Source organism: Pseudomonas sp. 9_2_1 (genome assembly GCF_059295275.1).
This window is the reverse complement of record NZ_CM181239.1, coordinates 3,815,596-3,833,734: the sequence shown is the minus strand read 5'-3', so window position 1 is coordinate 3,833,734 and position 18,139 is coordinate 3,815,596. Positions and strand designations below refer to the sequence as shown.

At 54.7% G+C, this 18,139-nt stretch carries 12 protein-coding genes and 2 pseudogenes; 8 read left to right on the top strand and 6 right to left on the bottom strand.

The annotated features are described in order from the left end of the window. Positions 1 to 13: 13 nt before the first annotated feature. Positions 14 to 472 carry a DUF7693 family protein gene (locus AC5O5I_RS17235; protein ID WP_494511225.1) on the bottom strand — a complete coding sequence of 153 codons (459 nt, stop codon included), beginning with the start codon at positions 470 to 472 and terminating at the stop codon, positions 14 to 16. 175 nt (positions 473 to 647) lie between these two features. Here AC5O5I_RS17235 and AC5O5I_RS17230 point away from each other — a divergent pair, with 175 nt between their 5' ends. Then, complete coding sequence (locus AC5O5I_RS17230; RefSeq protein WP_081343597.1) at positions 648 to 965, top strand: hypothetical protein; 318 nt, start codon at positions 648 to 650, stop codon at positions 963 to 965. Between the two features lie 261 nt (positions 966 to 1,226). Beyond that, positions 1,227 to 1,919: a hypothetical protein gene (locus tag AC5O5I_RS17225; protein WP_070383779.1), complete on the top strand. Its 693-nt coding sequence runs from the start codon at positions 1,227 to 1,229 to the stop codon at positions 1,917 to 1,919. Positions 1,920 to 2,863: 944 nt separating this feature from the next. On the opposite strand, the pseudogene AC5O5I_RS17220 reads toward AC5O5I_RS17225, so the two are convergent. After that, a pseudogene (locus AC5O5I_RS17220) lies at positions 2,864 to 3,239 on the bottom strand (transposase); the annotation flags it as partial. Between the two features lie 605 nt (positions 3,240 to 3,844). Between AC5O5I_RS17220 and AC5O5I_RS17215 the strand changes: the two are divergent. Genes AC5O5I_RS17215 through AC5O5I_RS17200 form a run of 4 tightly spaced genes read left to right on the top strand, consistent with a single transcriptional unit; the run spans position 3,845 to position 9,579 of the window. Then, positions 3,845 to 5,323, top strand: a complete 1,479-nt coding sequence (locus AC5O5I_RS17215; protein WP_155766706.1) for a site-specific integrase — start codon at positions 3,845 to 3,847, stop codon at positions 5,321 to 5,323. Continuing rightward, complete coding sequence (locus AC5O5I_RS17210; protein WP_494511224.1) at positions 5,301 to 7,205, top strand: hypothetical protein; 1,905 nt, start codon at positions 5,301 to 5,303, stop codon at positions 7,203 to 7,205. The genes AC5O5I_RS17215 and AC5O5I_RS17210 overlap by 23 nt, the downstream gene beginning before the upstream one ends. Next, entirely contained in the window at positions 7,202 to 9,175 is a 1,974-nt protein-coding gene (locus AC5O5I_RS17205; protein ID WP_155766708.1) for a hypothetical protein, read from the top strand. The genes AC5O5I_RS17210 and AC5O5I_RS17205 overlap by 4 nt, the downstream gene beginning before the upstream one ends. Beyond that, a complete protein-coding gene (locus tag AC5O5I_RS17200; RefSeq protein WP_070383782.1) occupies positions 9,175 to 9,579 on the top strand; it encodes a hypothetical protein in 405 nt (134 codons plus the stop codon). The genes AC5O5I_RS17205 and AC5O5I_RS17200 overlap by 1 nt, the downstream gene beginning before the upstream one ends. Before the next feature lie 449 nt (positions 9,580 to 10,028). Here AC5O5I_RS17200 and pdxR read toward each other — a convergent pair. Beyond that, positions 10,029 to 11,126 (bottom strand): annotated as a pseudogene (gene pdxR / locus AC5O5I_RS17195) (MocR-like pyridoxine biosynthesis transcription factor PdxR); the annotation flags it as partial. 176 nt (positions 11,127 to 11,302) lie between these two features. On the opposite strand from pdxR, the gene AC5O5I_RS17190 reads away from it, so the two are divergent. Continuing rightward, positions 11,303 to 12,553 carry an IS256 family transposase gene (locus AC5O5I_RS17190; protein WP_494510981.1) on the top strand — a complete coding sequence of 417 codons (1,251 nt, stop codon included), beginning with the start codon at positions 11,303 to 11,305 and terminating at the stop codon, positions 12,551 to 12,553. Positions 12,554 to 12,735: 182 nt separating this feature from the next. Here the strand turns inward: AC5O5I_RS17190 and AC5O5I_RS17185 are convergent, their stop codons facing one another. Beyond that, positions 12,736 to 14,094 carry an 8-oxoguanine deaminase gene (locus AC5O5I_RS17185; protein WP_172286758.1) on the bottom strand — a complete coding sequence of 453 codons (1,359 nt, stop codon included), beginning with the start codon at positions 14,092 to 14,094 and terminating at the stop codon, positions 12,736 to 12,738. A gap of 193 nt (positions 14,095 to 14,287) precedes the next feature. On the opposite strand from AC5O5I_RS17185, the gene AC5O5I_RS17180 reads away from it, so the two are divergent. Then, complete coding sequence (locus tag AC5O5I_RS17180; protein ID WP_494511223.1) at positions 14,288 to 15,499, top strand: MFS transporter; 1,212 nt, start codon at positions 14,288 to 14,290, stop codon at positions 15,497 to 15,499. Here AC5O5I_RS17180 and AC5O5I_RS17175 read toward each other — a convergent pair. Then, entirely contained in the window at positions 15,469 to 16,404 is a 936-nt protein-coding gene (locus AC5O5I_RS17175; RefSeq protein ID WP_172286760.1) for a LysR family transcriptional regulator, read from the bottom strand. The genes AC5O5I_RS17180 and AC5O5I_RS17175 overlap by 31 nt on opposite strands. A gap of 140 nt (positions 16,405 to 16,544) precedes the next feature. Continuing rightward, complete coding sequence (locus tag AC5O5I_RS17170) at positions 16,545 to 18,125, bottom strand: aldehyde dehydrogenase (NADP(+)) (protein WP_494511222.1); 1,581 nt, start codon at positions 18,123 to 18,125, stop codon at positions 16,545 to 16,547. Between the last annotated feature and the right edge of the window lie 14 nt (positions 18,126 to 18,139).

Below are 18,139 nucleotides of genomic sequence, written 5' to 3'. Positions count from 1 at the left end.
CGCTCTCATCGCTCTACAGGGCTTTCAACATCCGCGCCAGGGTCTGATGCTCCCACGTCGATAGCAGAGCGATCGGATCTGTCCGATCACCTGGGTCGAACTCCCAGCAGTTACCCTCCGGGCTCACGCATCGCTCGCAGTAGTCCATCTCATCGCAGTCGTTGTAGATCGTGATCCACCATCCCTCTACATCGATTTGGAAATGGCAGGTGTACAACTGCGCCCAGGACTGGCTGCCTACCTTAGTCATTATCCGGCGTCCGAGCACGACCTCTCGCAGCACCTGGCAAACCTCCCGAGCAGTCAGTGCGCCTGATGATGTGTCTTGGCGGTCATATTGAGTCATAAGCAGCTCAAGGCTCTCGGTTATCCAGTCGAAGATAATACCCTGCGCCAAAGGTGGTACAGGAAGCACACCGGCTTGGAGCAGGCGTTGGCCGGGCGAAGTGACGAATAAAAAGCTGGAGTACAAATGTACTCCGCTGGGCTGACGTAGACTGACGCACCAATCTTGCTCATCGAGTAGGCTGGTATGTAACGCTTCCTCGATTGACGATTCACGCGATCTTGCGATCCGTTTAACCCTCCTGTGCAGCGGTTGAAGCGTCTTTGGTGTCCATGGTGTATCAGCTGACGAGATTTGCGCTATGCATCCTACAACACCCGATGGTCGCTACTTCGTAGTCAAAGGTCAGCTCTGGCGCTGCAGCAATCCCTCGCTTTCTGATGAGGAGCGTCAGCACCTTCTGTACGACCTGATGGAAGCACGGCGAGCAGTGAAGGAAGCCAAAGCCCTGGATGACGAAGACAAGCTGCATGCTGCTCGAGCAGCAGTGGAGCGGGCCAAAAGAGCACTAGGGGAGAGGGGCCTGGTGTGGTGGGATGACGGCAGTCCGGACTACAACCGTCACAAGGCAATCAACACGCCCTACGCTGAGTGGTACCGCTCACTGCCCGAGACATAGCTATCATGTGCGTGGAGCTGATTTACGGCGTCGCGGCACTAAGGTGGTGCCTGCCGATGCGCCATCTTCCTTTTTGCACCGAGTTCAAGATGCCCTTCAGCGGGGACGATTAAGTCTGCCCTAGCCGTGGACGCAGTTCTTAGTGGCGACTTGACCCCAACTTATAAGATCGAGTAGGAAGCGAGCGTAGCATCTTGGTTGGTGGCCTACTATGGGGAAGGCGGATCAGTATCTCTTACCCTTATCAGGAGCATTCCCAAGATGGAAATCTTCGACGACCCATCGGAAAAAGCGGCGGCATTGCTACACCGTCTGGGTGTCCATGAATTGTCTTCGGGAATCTGGGCGTTCACGGACGTGGACGTCGCGAGCCACGGCCATGTGCATCACTCTCAGCAACCGGTTGCTCTTGCTGCGTACGCCGCCATCAACCCGACGTTTGCAGCTGGTCGCTTTCCCGGATACACGCTGATCGACCTGGTTGAAAAAGTACGTTGCATGGACGGCACAGAAAATGCCGCCTTGGCGAAAGTTTGCCAAGTACATCCACCGATAGACTGGTCAACCAAGGAACGAGGGGAAAGGTTCGGAGAGGTCGCTTGGCACATCGTTAAGAAATACGAGCTGGGTGCCTGCTTCACTCAAAGTAGGCCGTGGGGGATCCAAGAAGGTAGTCATTACTGCATGCGTCCATGCGGCTTCGATCATGATCGGTCAGAGCCCGACCCTGAGGGCTTAAAAGCGATGCGCCGTGCGTACAGAGAAATGACCGATTTACAGCGTGTGATGGTACTGACGCTGCTTCACTTGTATTCCCCAGGAAAGGACGACTTCTACCTGATAGGTGGCTGTCCAACCAAGATTTCTGCAGCTGAAGCACTTGGAGTTTTGCGAGCAAATGGAACTGCGATAAAGGAGTGGGGGCTGCTCGTAACTCATTACGCAGGCTGGTGATGCTGCCCGCGCGCCTGATTGGCGCGCTCGTCTGGCATTCCGAAGTGCTAAGGTGGCGCCTGCCGAAACACCATCCTCCTTTCTGCACCAAGTTCAAGGTGCCCGTCAGCTGAGAGATTGCATCTGTCCTAGCCATGGACGCAGTTCTTAGTGACGACTTCCCCGGCAGCGAACCGGAAAGTGCTGTTCAGAGAAATTATCGCTGGGGGATAATTATTGCTGAGTCATAATTTCAACTAATTCTCCAGCCTCCGAATCGGCCCTCCTGCTTTTGGGCTTGTGATCCGATCAGAAAGGGGCTCAAGCGATATAACGTGGTGGCGTCATAGCCGGCGTTTAGCCGAATTCTCGAATGGCCTGCTGCACCTGCATCCTTCCGTCTCAGCATTGCATCGATTATTCGGGCAGCAGCCCGCCTAAGGCTTAACGCTCTCGGCTACTAGCTCCGCTATACCTTGCCGCACGGCATCAATGTTGTCGTCGAGGGTCGCCAGGGCTCCGTTCACATTGCCGACCACTGCGCTCGCTCCTCGATTACCAACCCATTTGGCTAGCTCTTCGACGGCGACACGCAGGCATTCTAGTCATGGCTGAGGCGCTCAAGGACTTCAGCAGCTGTCCGTAGCTCTTTCATGATTAGCGTGTCCTGGTGAGGTGGCAGTAGACCTTGTACACGGCCTCGGTTAGTAAAGCTGGTATCTGATCCTAACGTAGACTTCGCAACAAGCGGAGCGCGTAACCTTTATGGCTGCGGCCTCGCTGAACGCAGCCTGCATGGCCGGGTAGTGGAGATTGCTGGCCATCGTATAGCAGGGCTGGGAGGCACCTTCGAGTCGCAAGTCTGGCTACCAGGCAGCCCTGATACCGGCATCCAGAACTACGGGGACTTCCTCGAGCGCTTGGCGCTCAGACCTCAGCACGAAGACATCGTAGCTACGAAGCAGCAGAAGGAAGCGCAACGGTATTCCGTTGGCGTCGCGGAGCATGTGGATTTTTGTTATGGGGCCGCCGCGACTGCGGCTTAGAGCGTCGACAGGCTCGTCAGGCCCCTTTTCCCGGCTTACGTACTGCCGTTGAGTCGATCATCCAGGTTTGCAGGTCGATCAAATCTTGCTCATTCAATCTCAGGTGCAAGTCTTTTAGCAGCTGATTCAATATCCTCTGGTTTCGCCAGCCCCGAAATCATTGATACACCGTCGGCCACGGGCCAAATCGATCCGGCATATCTCGCCAAGCAGCACCAGAGTAGAGCACCCAGACCACGCCATCGAGCATTAGCGGGTCGCTCAGACGCGGTCGCCACTGGCCATGGGTTTCCATGAGATCGGAGATCACATCTCAGGCCTCGTCCGAGAGTAGGTATTGCATTGCTATCACAGAATTCTTTTCCGTAGATGGCAGAGAACCCTACAGAAATTCAGCTTCCGAAGGCCTCGATTCAGCTTCTCGGGAATTCATACGGAACCTAGGGGGGGGAGATCGGCTATCTATGCCAAGGGACTGAAAACTACGCCTAACTGCAATGCGTGCGCAGTCAGAAAACATCACCTCAGGGTTGACCTCACCATCTCGAAAAGCGTCATCTGCTAGGACGCGCTTTACCCATAAAAACCAAAAATCATCTTAGGAGCGTACGAACCCTATACCGTCCGTCGGACGGGGAGTCCGAAAAGGGACAGTGCGGTCAATAGATAACTTGTTGATTTATATTAAATTTAGTCAGAAAGTTAAATAAACGATATATATATATTGACACTTTCTTGCGGAAAAATCAATAAGATTTCGCCGTGTGGCTTTTCGAGCTGGATCGATTGAACTAGTATGGGGCTTAATTAGAATTCGTTTAACTATTGAGCAAGAAAATTTCGAAGCCCAGTATGCATCGCTGAATTTATTTGCCTCTTAAAATAAGATAGGTGATATTTATGCGATATGGCCAAGCCGTTGGTGAAATTAAGATTAATATGATATCTGAACTTCCGGCCATTCAACCAATCGCACTGGGCGGCTGTCCATGCTCAACTAGTTTAGAGGATGATAATGAAGAAATAGATGAGGCACGTTTCTACCCTTCGCCGGGTCTATTGAGTGATGAGTTTCGCTATGTTCCGATTGAGGACGCAGAAGCTGCAGCGGTTTATCACTATCCTGCCTTAGTTCATAAAGCGGACGGCTCGCCGTGGATGCTAGGCAATCTTTACCTTACGGATCTAGCTTTTGATTACCCCCCAGTATCTCGCTCAACTTTGAAAAAGGTTGCATTGAGTTTGGTCGATTTTATCAATGTTATGGTGGATCTTGAAATTGACATTTTTTCTTTCCCTTTGAGGAAGTCAGCGCGCCCCACTTATGCATACAGTTCTTATTTGAGTGAGAGGGTAGCTCTGAATCCAAATGCGTTTGAGACTTCAAATCAACATGTATCAAGGATTGAGGACTTCTACCGTTTTCTAGAGTTGAAGCAAGGTTTGAAACCGGAAAATCCGATGTGGAAAGAAGTAAAGAAAACTTTTCGATATGTTGATCAGCATGGATTTGGCAGGTTGAAAGAGATAATTGTAACCGATTTGCGCTTGAAGTCTAGAAGCCGTTTAAAAAAAGGCGGGGCTAATCGAAAGTTAAGGGCTTACGATGAAGATGAGCAGGTTGCAATCATTGATTCTCTTCTTGAAATCGGCAATACAGAAATGACTTTAGCTTTTCTAATGGCATTAATGGCCGGCCCTCGAATGCAAAGTGTGTTTACTATGCCAAGATCAGTATTGTCAGGTAGCCCAGGAGCAGACTATCTGTCATTACCTATCGGGTTGGGGGCTTTAATCGATAGTAAATATGATGTTCAAAATAACTTATTTGTTCCCTTGTTTTTGGTTGGCATGGCGAAGGTGTATTTGAGATCTGAGCGATACAAGGCGCGTGATGAAAAGTCCTATTTGGCAGGACGGAAAGATAACTATATTTTCCTCACGAAGTCAGGGCGGCCGTATTATTCGCAAAAAAATGATCCTAATCGCGGTAAGTATAAAAACCCACAGGAGGGCGGTGCTATTTACGCCTTCATACGCAATCAACTTGAACCGTCCCTTAAGCGTAAAGGGCTTCAGATTGATGTGAATTTCCATAATCTCAGAGCTACATTTGCGAACAACTTGGTGAAGGGGCTTCTAGATCTGTATGAGAAGAACAAACTTACAATGACTCAAGTTGTGCTTACCGTGAATGAGCGACTGGGTCACAGGAGTATTGAGACTACGGAACAATATATCGAAGATATCAAGCGTGAAAAAGTTCAAGCGCTAAGTCAAAGCAAGTGGGAGGAGTTTCTCGAAGTGCGAATAAAACGCGCGTTTGGCGAGGTGAAGGCGAATGACACCCCTAATAATGAAACCGATAGTCCTGTCTGAAATTTCTGCCAGAGATTGCTTTGGGCTGATTGCAGAGCTTCAACCTAGTGAAATTGCTTTAATAGTTCCATGTGCTGGTGGTTATCTTAATTTCGCAGCTCTAGCGTTCAAAGTGCGGGCGCACAACGGTCTTAGATCTAAGAGTGAGGTTCTAATTTCTAGTTTTGACGCCGGGCAGGCATGTTTTGTAAAAGAGTGGGCATTGGCGATGGCTGAAAGGTATTACCAAGGGGTAGCAGCATCTAGTTTGAAAAAAGAGTTCTTTAATGGGCGCTGTCTGATTGAATGGTCTGAAAAAAATGGTCATCCTCAGCTGTTCAATAATTGTGAAGAGTTTCATCGTGCCTTAATTGGCTACTCGAAATACCTAAAATCGAGTGTGGGGGCGGGAAGGCACAATAATACAGCCAATTATGCCTTGAATATTGCAATGGGGCTTAGTGTGATTGCTTTTCCTGATGTGGAGTACAATTTTTATATCGGTATATCGCCTATTCCATACTGTAAGGATTCAATAAGTCACACTGAGCCTCCGGCGACTGAAGAATTGGACGATTTCATTTATCCGATATCTCAGATGTTTATAAACCTTTATGATTTCATCACTGGGGGTAGACGTCTGCCTCATTCATTTGTAATCGGTGATGATACAGTCTGGATTCTTCTAGGTCATCAGCTGTTGATGTCTGAATCAGTTCTTCAGGGATCATTTCGCGAGTGGGGTACTTTCCCATGGAAATATGTACGAGATCGAAGCCTTGCTCGCATGAAAGAGGAAGGCAAAGATTTTCATGAATGTGTGCGGGACGAGATGTCCGTGCTTGATAAAAAACGTTCGATGCCATATCCACATAGAAATTACTATAATCCGGGGCGGAAGTTAATCTTTCCGGAGTCATTATCTGGTAGGCCACTTCATGCCTTGTGCAGGCTAGCCCATGATTGCTTTATTTCAATGTTTACTTTGGCTACAGCTGCAAATTTGCAGCCTCTTCAAAATATAGTTTGGGACGAGTTCTCTTATATGGAGCGAGGGGCGCAAAATCAGCGTGTAATAAAGAATCGTGCTCACAAAGAAGTAAATATTGGTTTTGAGGCACGGTTTGCAAAAGAATTTGAATGTTATCTTGCAGTTAGAAAGATTTTAGTGGGTGAGTCTGATTTCAAGTTTCTTTTCGGGCATTTCATATATGGCAAGGCGCCTTGTCAAATGCCCGAACAATACCCAGGGGATATGCTGTGGCCGCTCAAGAAATTTGTTTTCCCTAAAATTGCTTTTTTGGGAATGAAAAAATTAAGGGCGTACCACTTGCATCATAAAAGGAATGTGGATGGTGTATTAGTGTCGTCGATGGCCGGGAATCACAATATTAGGACATCGCTGGAGTCATATTCGACTGGTTATATGGAGGCGAATATTGAAGAGGCAACCTTGTTTTTTACCGCTGTCGGAGATCGAGCGCGCGAAATAATGGTATCTAGTAAAGATATATCATCGGGAGGATGCGCAAGTGGTGCCAGGGATTCCGATCCGATGTTTGATAATGGTTCTATAGTTTCTGATTGCAAGAATTTCTTAGGATGTATTTTTTGCAGAAACTTCTTTGTTCATATTAATGAGGTTGATATTCGGAAAATATTTAGTATGCGCTACGTAATTGAGCAGTTCAAATTGATTCAGAGTTCGGCTGCCGAGTTTGATGAGTTTTGGGGGGCATCGATTGTGAGGCTGAATCTCTTGATTGATAAACTGAGGTCGTTAAATGAAGGCGCGAAAGCCATTTGCAATAAGGTTGAGAAAGAAGTCTATGACGCAGAGGAACTCTCTCCTTACTGGCAGAGAAAGCTAGATATGTTGGTTCGCATAGGAGTACTAAGATGAGAGCTGCTAGATCTACTTTTATCCAAGAATATTTGCCTGGAAGTATTGAGTCTCCTTGGAGTTCCGACTCTGAGGCTTTCTCTTACCCTGATCCGCTGTTTGTAGTCTCCGGAACTGTTGATGGACAGAATGTAACATATTTCTATCAGGATACTTGGAGGCTACATTTTTTATCTGAAACATTGAAGACGAATGATACTCTTCATTTTGCTTCTTCTGGTGGGGGAAGTTCCTCTAGGGAAGCCCTAAATGTTGTGCAGTCGAAATGTGTGATTCTTGTTTTGCTAAAGCATGCTTTAAAGTCGGTTGGGGTTCCTCTTGGGATTGCATCGTTGAATAGGTATAACATCTTGCTGGCGCGTATTCGTGAGTACTGCTGCAAAAGTAAAGTGACAGTTCATCAGGCACTTTCAGATCCTCATCATGTTGAGGAAATTTTTAACAAGTGGATAAATGAGTCGAAGCCTAAGACTATTGATTTAGAGGCGTTGCTTATTAAGCTTTCATATGTTCCATTTCGCTATCTAGGTTTTAAGCCAGCACCTAGGCGGGTGATTTCAAAATCAAGCCAAAGTCAAAAGGCAAAGTCGTATGCGCAAACAGCAGTGATTCCGCCGTCTATTTATTTCCAATTGCTCAATAATTATAAGGCTGTGCTGGATAAATTTTCATCAAGCTTCGACGGTATTCGTCATTTTGTTTTAAAGGCATCAAGAGATAAAAAGTTTGCAAGGAATAAAAAAAGAGCTGGAATTTTTATGGAATGCGCTTGTGATATCGGGCTGGCTGAATATTTCAAGAGCTATAATGTGGGTTCTTTAAAGTCACTGTCAAAACATATTGGAATGGTGCAGTACTGTTGTATTATGTTGATTTATGTTTTTTCGGGTATGCGCAACTCTGAAGCTTACAGTCTTGGTGGGAAGTCTCTCAATAGGGTTATTGATGGTGAAAGCGGCGCTGTTAAGCGGCGTTTTTTGCTAGGTGTAACAACCAAGTTGAAGGTTCGCCCTACTCCAGCTAAGTGGGTTACTTCTGTTGATGTGGAAACCCCATTTTCAGTAGCGTGTAAAATAGCTGAGTTAATCTATAATGTTCATGGTATTGACTTCAATAGTCAGCCGATTTTTATTGCGATTTCGTATTTGCCATTCAGCCCTGGTTTAGCTGCGCCTGATTCATTGGGTTCTAAAAGACCCGTTTGGGGAAATTTTGATCCTGAGTATTATGAGCCAATGCTGAATACCCCGTTGATTAGTGAAGCTGACATCTGTGTGCTGGAAAGTATTACACCCACTCGCATGTGGCGGGGTGAGCAGGAATATTCCATTGGAAAAAAATGGCCTTTGTCGATTCACCAGATTAGGCGTTCAACTGCTGTGTACGCCATACGTAGTGGCTTGGTAAGTCTTCCTGCTCTAAAAATGATGCTACAGCATATTACTATTGAGATGTCTATTTATTATGCTCGCGGTTCTAGTTTTTCGCCTGATTTGCTTAAAGAAGCAGGCAATGATAAGGCTGCTTTCGTGAACGTTTATCAGAGCGCTGAGTTGCAAGTTAGAGCTTGGCAATATACGAATGAGTTTATATTTTCAGATGAAGTTCTCCATGGGCCGCATGGTATTTGGCTGCGTGGGAAGGCCAAAGCGCTCCGTGAACCAATTAAATACGCAGAAGTTTTGGAGCAGACCCTCGCGCGAATGAAAAAAGGTGAGCTATTTTACCAGCCGACAGTTGTTGGGGGATGTATTTCTACTGAGGTTTGTCACAAGCGAATTTCTGTAAACTTTCTTGGGTGTAATGGCTGTAAGTCTGCTGCCATCAAGCCCTCAAAAGTCCTAAAGCTCATCGAGGTTCAAGAGGCTCTGGTTTCTACATGTGAGCCTAATAGTCCAGAATTTAACGCGGAAAACCAAACTTTATTCGAGCTTAAAGAGTTTTCCAAAACCATGAGGGTGGCCGGGTGATGGACGACGGTCTAAAGATTTACTGGGATGCGTTGAGCCGTATGGAAGAGGGTATCCCATTGATTGTTTCCCCTGACGCAGAGATTAACTACGATACAGTAGCTTTAGAGGCTGGGCGAAGTCGAGGATCTCTGAAGGTAAGCCGCCCGCAGCATGCAAATATTCGAGATGCGATAGAACGAGCAGCGAAGAAGGTCAACGATGCCCACTCTGCGGGCGTCCCAGTTAGCAAGGCTGAGCTTAAAAGGAAAGTTAAGGCAGAGCGCGAAAGGGCAGAAAGTTTCAAGGCACTGTCAGACCAAATTCTTGCTCGTGAAATCATGTTGTTGCGGCATGTCGCAAAACTTGAAAAGGAAATTGATCGGCTTGAGGGGCTACGAATTGTTAAATTTCCAAAAAAATAACCACAGTTGGAAATTTGCCAAGAGCGCTTTGAGAGTGTGATGTTGATCTAGCGAATAGTTATGGTGCATCCCGCACCTGATATTTATTAAATCAAAACTTCGGTAGCAACAAAACTATATGGTCGTCGATTGCATATCAGGTTACCTTATTCAGAGTCTCCTCTGCAATTTGAAGTTTTCGCCCAAAGCCCCGCGCCTTTAATACTCAAACGTTACTCTAGTAGGGCTGCCTTATGCAGTCAGAAGTCCCGCAGTTCGTGATGTCCGCACCCAGTGTTTAATTTCTCTCGGTTAATAAATTATTTGAGCTAATCAAGTTGGTGGCATTTGAGTCATGCCGTGGTCAGGTTTTGGCGAGCTATTAGATGCTAAGCCACTTTAAGATATCTATCTTCTGGCTGTACACATGCAGCTCTAGAGTACAATGTTTTCGCTGTTAACTATAGAGTATCGCCAAGGAACCGCGCCAGCGCCCACTGCAGCAGGGTCGGGCTGTGCCAGTCACTCAGGTGTTTGGCCACGCAGGCGGCCTGCAGCACGGCGGGGGGCAGCACGGCGTAGCCCAGGCGCAGCTCTGCCAGCAGCGTCTTGGAAAACGTCCCCACATACGCCACCAGGCCATGGCGGTCCAGGCGCTGCAGCGCATCCGAGGCTGGTCCGTGGTAGCGGAACTCGCAGTCGTAGTCGTCTTCGATGATCAGCGCACCCAGTTCGGCGGCCCGCGCCAGCAGCGCGTGCCGGCGCCGCTCGCTCATCGGCATGCCCAGCGGAAACTGGTGCGACGGCGTCACGTAGATCAGCCGGGTGCCGTCGGCAATCTGCTCCACGCACAGGCCTTCATCGTCTACCGGCACCGACTGCAGGCGTGCGCCCAGGGCCAGGAACAGTTGCCGGGCTGGCGGGTAGCCGGGGTCTTCCATGGCCACCTGGCAACCCGGCTCGACCAGCACCCGGGCGATCAGGTCCAGCGCCTGCTGGGCGCCGTTGCACACCAGCAGGTCGGCTGCGCTGCAGTGCACGCCGCGAGCATAGGCGATGTGGTGGGCGATGGCTTCGCGCAGCTCTGGCAGGCCCTGGGCCGGGAACTGCCGATCGGGGTGGCGCTGGCTACGGCGCAGGGCGTAGTTCAGGCAGCTGCGCCACTGGTCGAACGGGAACTGCGCCTTGCTCGATGCGCCGCCGATGAAATCATAGCGCGACGGCGCTTCCAGCTGGCGCCGGCCAAGCACTGTCGCGCGTTGCTGCCAGCGTTCGAGGGACGCAGCACCGGCCAGGGGGATGGCCGCAGATTCGCTGCTACGCAGGGGCAAGCGCGGGGTGATGAAGGTGCCACGGCCGACCACGCCGCTGAGCAGGTTGTCGTAGGTAAGGCGCGAGTAGGCCTCGGCCACGGTCTTGCGTGACACGCCCAGTTGCTCGGCCAGCAGGCGGGTTGGCGGCAGCTGGGTGCCGGCGGCCAGGTGGCCGCTGTCGATACCGGCGCGCAGTTGCTGGTAGAGCTGGTCGGCGAGGCCTTTGCGGCCTTCCAGGCGGATGTGCAGTTCCATGGGGCGGTCCGGGGCGGGGGAGTGCTCAGGATAGCGGATTGGCTGGGTGAGGGCATGGAGCTGGAAGAGCGGTACTCGTGCGCCGGTGTTGCAGGTGTTTGCCACAAGATATGCAGCGGCATTGGAGGGTGTCAGAAATTTTGTGTTCGGGCATAACATGAGTAAGAGGTGCATGTATGCCAACCAAAAAAAAACCGCTCCGAGAGTTACCAAAGGTTCCGCAAGAGCTGCTGGAACAGTTTTCCGCTGTTCCGCTGATGACCGCAGAAGCCATCGAAGAGGCCTCTGCGGCATTCAAGAAGGCGCTGATAGAGCGAGCCTTGAATGCCGAACTGGGTCATCACCTGGGCTATCCACCGGGCGCGCAGCGCCCGGAGGATGAAACAAACCAGCGAAATGGGAAGAGCGGCAAAACGGTACTCACTGGTGATGGCCCGCTAAGGCTGGATATCCCTCGTGACCGGGATGGCAGCTTTTCGCCCATTTTGATCCCCAAACATGAGCGCCGTTACACCGGTTTTGACGACAAGATCATCGCCATGTATGCCCGCGGTATGACGGTCAGAGAAATCCGTGCCTTTCTCTCCGAGCAGTATGGAACAGAGGTCTCGCCCGACTTCATCAGTTCCGTGACCGACGAGGTCATGGAGGAGATTGGCGCGTGGCAACAGCGGCCTCTGGAACCGATGTATCCGGTCATTTTCTTTGATGCTCTGCGGGTCAAAATTCGCGAAGAAGGCTTGGTTCGCAATAAAGCGATCTACTTGGCACTGGGCGTTTTGCCAGATGGAACGCGCGATATTCTTGGCATCTGGATTGAGAACACCGAAGGTGCGAAGTTCTGGATGAAGGTGTTCAATGACCTCAGGACGCGCGGCGTCGAGGATGTGCTGATTGCCGTAACCGACGGCCTCAAAGGCATGCCGGAAGCGCTCAGTGCAGTATTTCCGGAGACGACACTGCAGACCTGCATCGTCCACCTGATCCGCAACAGCCTCGCTTATGCGGCCTGGGACAAGCGTCGAGCCTTGGCCAAGGCTCTCAAACCGATCTATCAGGCCATCAACGCCCAGGCGGCTGAACAGGCACTGGATGAGTTTGAAAGCGGGCCTTGGGGCACGCAATATCCAACAGTGGTGACTGCCTGGCGACGGGCGTGGGATCGAGTGATTCCGTTCTTTGCTTTCCCACCGGCCATCCGGAAGGTGATCTACACCACCAATGCCATCGAGAGTATCAACGCTCAGCTACGCAAGATCATCAAAACCCGCGGTCACTTCCCGAACGACGACGCGGCGACCAAACTGATCTGGCTGGGGCTGCGCAACATCACAGCGAACTGGGGGTCAGCGGCGCATGACTGGAAAAGTGCGATGAATCAATTTGCGATTCTGTACGGAGATCGGTTCATCAGGCCAACCTGGTGAAATCAAGGCCTGCCGTGCGGCAGGCCGTTACCGGCCCGCACACAAAAAACCTGACACTCCCCGGCATTGAGATCGAGCGCCGGCCACGCGGCGCTCGATCTCATAGGCGCTGCATATGTTATGGCATACACCTGTCAGCCCAGACGCGTTACCCTAGTGGGCCCTACCGGTGACGCAGCCGCCTACTCGCCCCCAACCAACCGCCGCGCCAGCTGGTTATGCCGCTCCAGCACCCGCGGCAGGTCGACCGTAGCCAACTGCCCATCCTTCACCACCACCCGCCCATTGATCACGCTGGTGTGCACCTGCGTCGGCGTACAGAACACCAGCGCCGCCAGCGGGTCATGATGGCCACCGGCATAGGCCACGTGGCCCAGATCGAAGGCGACGAAGTCGGCCACCATCCCCGGCGCCAAGGCGCCGATGTCATTGCGGTTGAGCACCTTGGCGCCACCCAGGGTGGCGATCTCCAGGGCCTCGCGCGCCGTCATCGCATCGGGGCCGAAACCTACCCGTTGCAGCAACAAGGCCTGACGCACTTCACCGATCATGCTGGCGCCGTCGTTGGATGCCGAACCGTCGACACCCAGGCCCACCGGTACACCGTGGTCGCGCATCTTGCGCACCGGGGCGATGCCCGAGGCCAGGCGCATGTTCGAACAAGGGCAATGGGCCACGCCGGTGCCGGTACGGGCGAACAGCTCGATGCCATGCTGGTCGAGCTGCACACAGTGGGCGTGCCACACATCGTGGCCGACCCAGCCGAGGTCTTCGGCGTATTCGGCGGGGGTCATGCCGAACTTTTCGCGGCTGTAGGCGATGTCGTTGACGTTCTCGGCCAGGTGGGTGTGCAATGACACCCCGTACTGACGTGCCAGTACCGCCGCTTCGCGCATCAGGTCACGGCTGACCGAGAACGGTGAGCAGGGCGCCACCACGATGCGGCGCATCGAGCCGTGGCTGGCATCGTGGTAGTCCTCGATCAGGCGCTGGGATTCCTTGAGGATGTCGCTTTCCTTCTCCACCACCGAGTCTGGCGGCAGCCCGCCCTGGCTCTGGCCCACGCTCATGCTGCCGCGCGCGGCGTGGAAGCGCATGCCGATTTCGGCGGCGGCATGGATGCTGTCGTCGAGCTTGCAGCCGTTGGGGTAGATGTACAGGTGGTCGCTGGAGGTGGTGCAACCGGACAGGATCAGTTCGGCCATGGCGGTCTGGGTCGACACCGCGATCATTTCCGGAGTCAGCCGTGCCCAGATCGGGTACAGGTTGGTCAGCCAGTTGAACAGCTCGCCGTCCTGCGCCGCCGGCACCACGCGGGTGAGGCTCTGATACATGTGATGGTGGGTGTTGACCAGGCCGGGGATGACCACCTTGCCGGCCATGTCCAGAATGACATCGGCCTGCTGGGGGAGGGTTTCGCTGGGGCCGACCTGCCTGATCAGGTTGTCTTCGATGTACATACCGCCGTTTTTGATTTCCCGGCGTTCGCCGTCCATGGTCACCAGAAGCTCGGCGTTCTTTACCAATAAAGTCTTGGGCATAACCTGTGCCTGCGCAATACGCAGCGGCGTTTGCCGGAGTCGTAGGCGCAGAGCCATGTAACCAGAGTTGCTTTTGATTGTATACAGGGCCCGGTAATTGGTGAATCCAGGTCGTAAAACAATGGAAAATTGGCCAACAATCGGAATCAGGATAACGAATAGACTGCCGGCATCAGTTTTGGAGTTTGTCTTGATGTCCGTTTATCAACCTACCGCCACGGGGGCCGCGACGGCGCAGAACGCCGGCGTCAGCATTGCCATCCTGGCGTTCTCGGCCTTTCTGATCGTGACCACCGAGTTCCTCATCGTCGGCCTGTTGCCCGCGCTTGGCCGCGACCTTGGCATCTCGATCTCGGCTGCCGGGCAACTGGTCACGCTGTTCGCCTTCACGGTGATGGTTGCCGGCCCGCCCCTGACGGCGGCGCTATCGCACCTGGACCGTAAAAGGCTGTTCATCGCCATACTGCTGCTGTTCGCCGGCGCCAATGCCCTGGCTGCTGCCTCGACCAGCTTCTGGGTGCTGGCCATCGCCCGGGTCATGCCAGCGTTGGCGCTGCCTGTGTTCTGGGGCACGGCCAGTGAAACAGCCGGGCAGCTGGCCGGGCCGCACAAGGCGGGGCAGGCCGTGTCCAAGGTGTACCTGGGGATTTCGGCAGCCATGCTGCTGGGTATCCCCCTGGGTACCGTCGCGGCCAACGCCATCGGCTGGCGCGCGGCATTCTGGGCGTTGGCAGGCTTGTCGCTGATCATGGCCCTGGCCATGCTGGTGTGGATGCCGTCGGTGACCCGCACGGCAAAGGTCGACTTCAAGCAACAGGCGCGTATTTTTCGTGAGCGCAATTTCCTCGCCAACGTGTTGCTGTCGGTGGTGGTATTCACGGCCATGTTCACTGGTTACACCTACCTCGCCGACATGCTGGAACGCGTTGCAGGTGTCGCCCCGGGGCATACCGGCTGGTGGCTGATGGGCTTTGGCGCGGTCGGCCTGGCAGGCAACTGGCTCGGCGGGCGGGCGGTGGACCGTTCGCCGCTCGGGGCAACCGCGCTGTTCCTGGTGCTGCTGGCCATCGGCATGGCGGCGATCGTGCCGCTGGCCCATGCCGGCCTGGTGTTCTGCCTGGCACTGGCGCTGTGGGGCATTGCCAATACCGCGCTGTACCCGATCAGCCAGGTGCGCGTGATGAGTGCGGTGACACATTCCCAGGCATTGGCGGGCAGCACCAATGTTTCGGCGGCCAACGCCGGCATTGGCCTGGGCGCGGTGATCGGTGGCGTGACCATCCCGGGCCTGGGTATCGAGTACCTGGGCTACGTGGCCGCAGGCGTGGCGCTGTCGGGGCTGGGCCTGGTGGCAGTGCTCGGCAAGCTGACCCGTCAGCCGGGTACGCTGGCCCGCGTGCCGTGAGGGGCGAGGCGCGGTAGCAGGTAGTCGAGCAAGGCGCGGACCTTGGGCAGCCCTTCGCGGCTTTTCAGCCACACCAGGTTCATGGGCAGGCCATCGGTCGCCAGCGCTGGCAACACCTCGACCAGGCGCCCCTGATCGAGGTGTTGCTGGGTCAGCCAGGTGGGCAGCTGGCCGATGCCATGGCCGGCCAGCACTGCCGCCACTTCGCCCTCGCCGTCGCCCACCGCGATCCGTGGCTGAACGCTGCGACGCTCCATTTCCCCAGGCTGGCGGCCCTTGAAGAACCACGGGCTGACCCCGCCGTCGGTGTTCCCATAGCCTACACAGTGGTGGTGCTCGAGGTCGCGTTCGGTGCGCGGCACACCCTGCGTTGCCAGGTAGCCAGGTGAGGCGCAGAACACCAGGCGCTGAGCCCCGAAATACTGGTGGCCAAGCGCTGCCGGCCAGGTATCCGGGCCGCCGATGCGCACCACGATGTCGATGCCTTCGTGCACCGGGTCGACGAAACGGTCGGAGAACGACACATGCGGTTGCAGCAGGGGGTGCAGGCGCATGAAATCCAGGATCAGCGGCAGCACATGCAGGCGCCCGTAAGAGGCGGGCAGCTCGATTCGCACCTTGCCGTGGGGTTGGTTGTCGGTGGCGACGATGGCGTGTTCGACCTCTTCCAGGTCAGCCAGCACCGACGTGCAGGTGCGGTAGAAGACGCTGCCGGCTTCGGTGAGTGCCAAGCTGCGGGTGGTGCGGTTGAACAGGCGCGCACCCAGGCGAGCCTCCAGGCGGGCCACGCTCTTGCTGACGGCCGAGCTGGTCAGGTTCAGCCGCTCGGCGGCGGCGGTGAAGCTGCCCAGGTCAGCAACGGCGACGAAGACGTCGATGCCTTTGAGGCGTTCGGAGGAATACATGGCCGGCCTTTTTGATGAACTGGATTCCAGTGTTCGAGCTGTATATTGAATCTCGACCAGGAAAATTCATCAATGGCCTATTCCTGTACCGGTCTCTTCGCGGGTGAACCCGTAAAGAGGTCGGTACAGGTCAGCTCATATCAAACAGTCCCGCGGCTGCTCACTCCATCCAGCAACCGCACGATCCCCAGCGGGTTGTCGTTTTTCAGGGCATCCGGCAGCAGCGCATCCGGGTAGTTCTGGAAGCACACCGGCCGCAGGAAACGGTCGATAGCCAGGGTCCCCACTGAGGTGCCACGTGCGTCGGAGGTGGCCGGGTAAGGCCCGCCATGCACCATCGCGTCAGACACCTCGACACCGGTCGGGTAGCCGTTCAGCAGCAGGCGCCCGGCCTTGCGCTCCAGCAACGGCACCAGCGAGGCGAATGCCTGCAGGTCTTCAGGCTCGGCAATCAGGGTGGCGGTCAGCTGGCCTTGCAGGTGGCGCAGCGCCTCGCCCAATGCCCGTGCATCGGCCACTTCCACCACCACGGTGGTCGGGCCGAACACTTCTTCCTGCAGCAGCGGGTCACCGTTCAGCAGCAGGCTTACATCGGCCTTGAACAACTGCGGCTGGGCCTGCTGGCCGGTTTGCGGTTGCCCGGCCAGGTGCTGGACGCCCGGGTGTGCCAACAAGTGCTGCACGCCGGTCTGATAACTGCGCAGGGTGCCGGCGTTGAGCATGGTCTGTGGACCCTGGTCGGCCATATGGGCTGTCAGCGTTTGCACGAAGTGCTCGAACTGCGGCGACTTGATGCCCACCACCAGGCCCGGGTTGGTGCAGAACTGCCCGCAACCCAGCACCACCGAAGCGGCCAGCTCGCTGGCCACTTGCTCACCACGAACCTGCAGCGCCTGGGGCAGGACGATGACCGGGTTGATGCTGCTCATTTCGGCGAACACCGGGATCGGCTGCGGGCGGGCCGCGGCCATGTCGCACAGGGCACGGCCACCGCGTAACGAACCGGTGAAACCGACCGCCTGGATGGCCGGGTGCTTGACCAGCGCCTCACCGACCCCGGCGCCGTAGATCATGTTGAATACGCCTGCCGGCACGCCGCTGCTGGCGACTGCGCGGTCGATGGCTGCGGCCACATTGGCGGCCGTCAGCATGTGCCCGCTGTGCGCCTTGAATACTACCGGGCAGCCCGCGGCCAGCGCCGAGGCGGTGTCACCGCCTGCAGTGGAGAAGGCCAGCGGGAAGTTGCTGGCACCGAACACCGCCACCGGGCCGACGCCAATGCGGTACTGGCGCAGGTCGGGGCGAGGCAGCGGGGCACGTTGGGGCAGGGCGCGGTCGATGCGCGCAGCGTAGAAGTCGCCACGGCGCACCACTTCGGCAAACAGGCGCAGCTGGTTGCTGGTGCGGGCACGCTCACCGCGGATACGCGCTTGCGGCAGGGCGGTTTCCTGCACCACGTTCTGGATGAAGTCATCGCCCAGCGCATCCAGTTCGTTGGCGATGGCTTCAAGGAAGGCGGCGCGTTGGGCCGGGCCGGTAGCGCGGTAAGCCGGGTAGGCGGCCTCCGCAGCCAACACGGCGGCTTCGACTTCGTCGCCGGTGGCCTGATGGAAAGCGAAGGGCAGCGGTGCGCCCGTGTGGGCGTCGACGCTGTTCAGCAGCACCTCACCGTTGCCGCGGAGTTGGCCGGCGATGTGGTTCAGGCGATGTTCGATGGACATTTCGTCTCCCTTGG

Bases quoted from the DNA above. Each gene is read 5' to 3' on its own strand.
- AC5O5I_RS17230 (WP_081343597.1), top strand. From the start codon at position 648: ATGCATCCTACAACACCCGATGGTCGCTACTTCGTAGTCAAAGGTCAG.
- AC5O5I_RS17225 (WP_070383779.1), top strand. From the start codon at position 1,227: ATGGAAATCTTCGACGACCCATCGGAAAAAGCGGCGGCATTGCTACAC.
- AC5O5I_RS17215 (WP_155766706.1), top strand. From the start codon at position 3,845: ATGCGATATGGCCAAGCCGTTGGTGAAATTAAGATTAATATGATATCT.
- AC5O5I_RS17210 (WP_494511224.1), top strand. From the start codon at position 5,301: ATGAAACCGATAGTCCTGTCTGAAATTTCTGCCAGAGATTGCTTTGGG.
- AC5O5I_RS17205 (WP_155766708.1), top strand. From the start codon at position 7,202: ATGAGAGCTGCTAGATCTACTTTTATCCAAGAATATTTGCCTGGAAGT.
- AC5O5I_RS17200 (WP_070383782.1), top strand. From the start codon at position 9,175: ATGGACGACGGTCTAAAGATTTACTGGGATGCGTTGAGCCGTATGGAA.
- AC5O5I_RS17190 (WP_494510981.1), top strand. From the start codon at position 11,303: ATGCCAACCAAAAAAAAACCGCTCCGAGAGTTACCAAAGGTTCCGCAA.
- AC5O5I_RS17185 (WP_172286758.1), bottom strand. From the start codon at position 14,094: ATGCCCAAGACTTTATTGGTAAAGAACGCCGAGCTTCTGGTGACCATG.
- AC5O5I_RS17180 (WP_494511223.1), top strand. From the start codon at position 14,288: ATGTCCGTTTATCAACCTACCGCCACGGGGGCCGCGACGGCGCAGAAC.
- AC5O5I_RS17175 (WP_172286760.1), bottom strand. From the start codon at position 16,404: ATGTATTCCTCCGAACGCCTCAAAGGCATCGACGTCTTCGTCGCCGTT.
- AC5O5I_RS17170 (WP_494511222.1), bottom strand. From the start codon at position 18,125: ATGTCCATCGAACATCGCCTGAACCACATCGCCGGCCAACTCCGCGGC.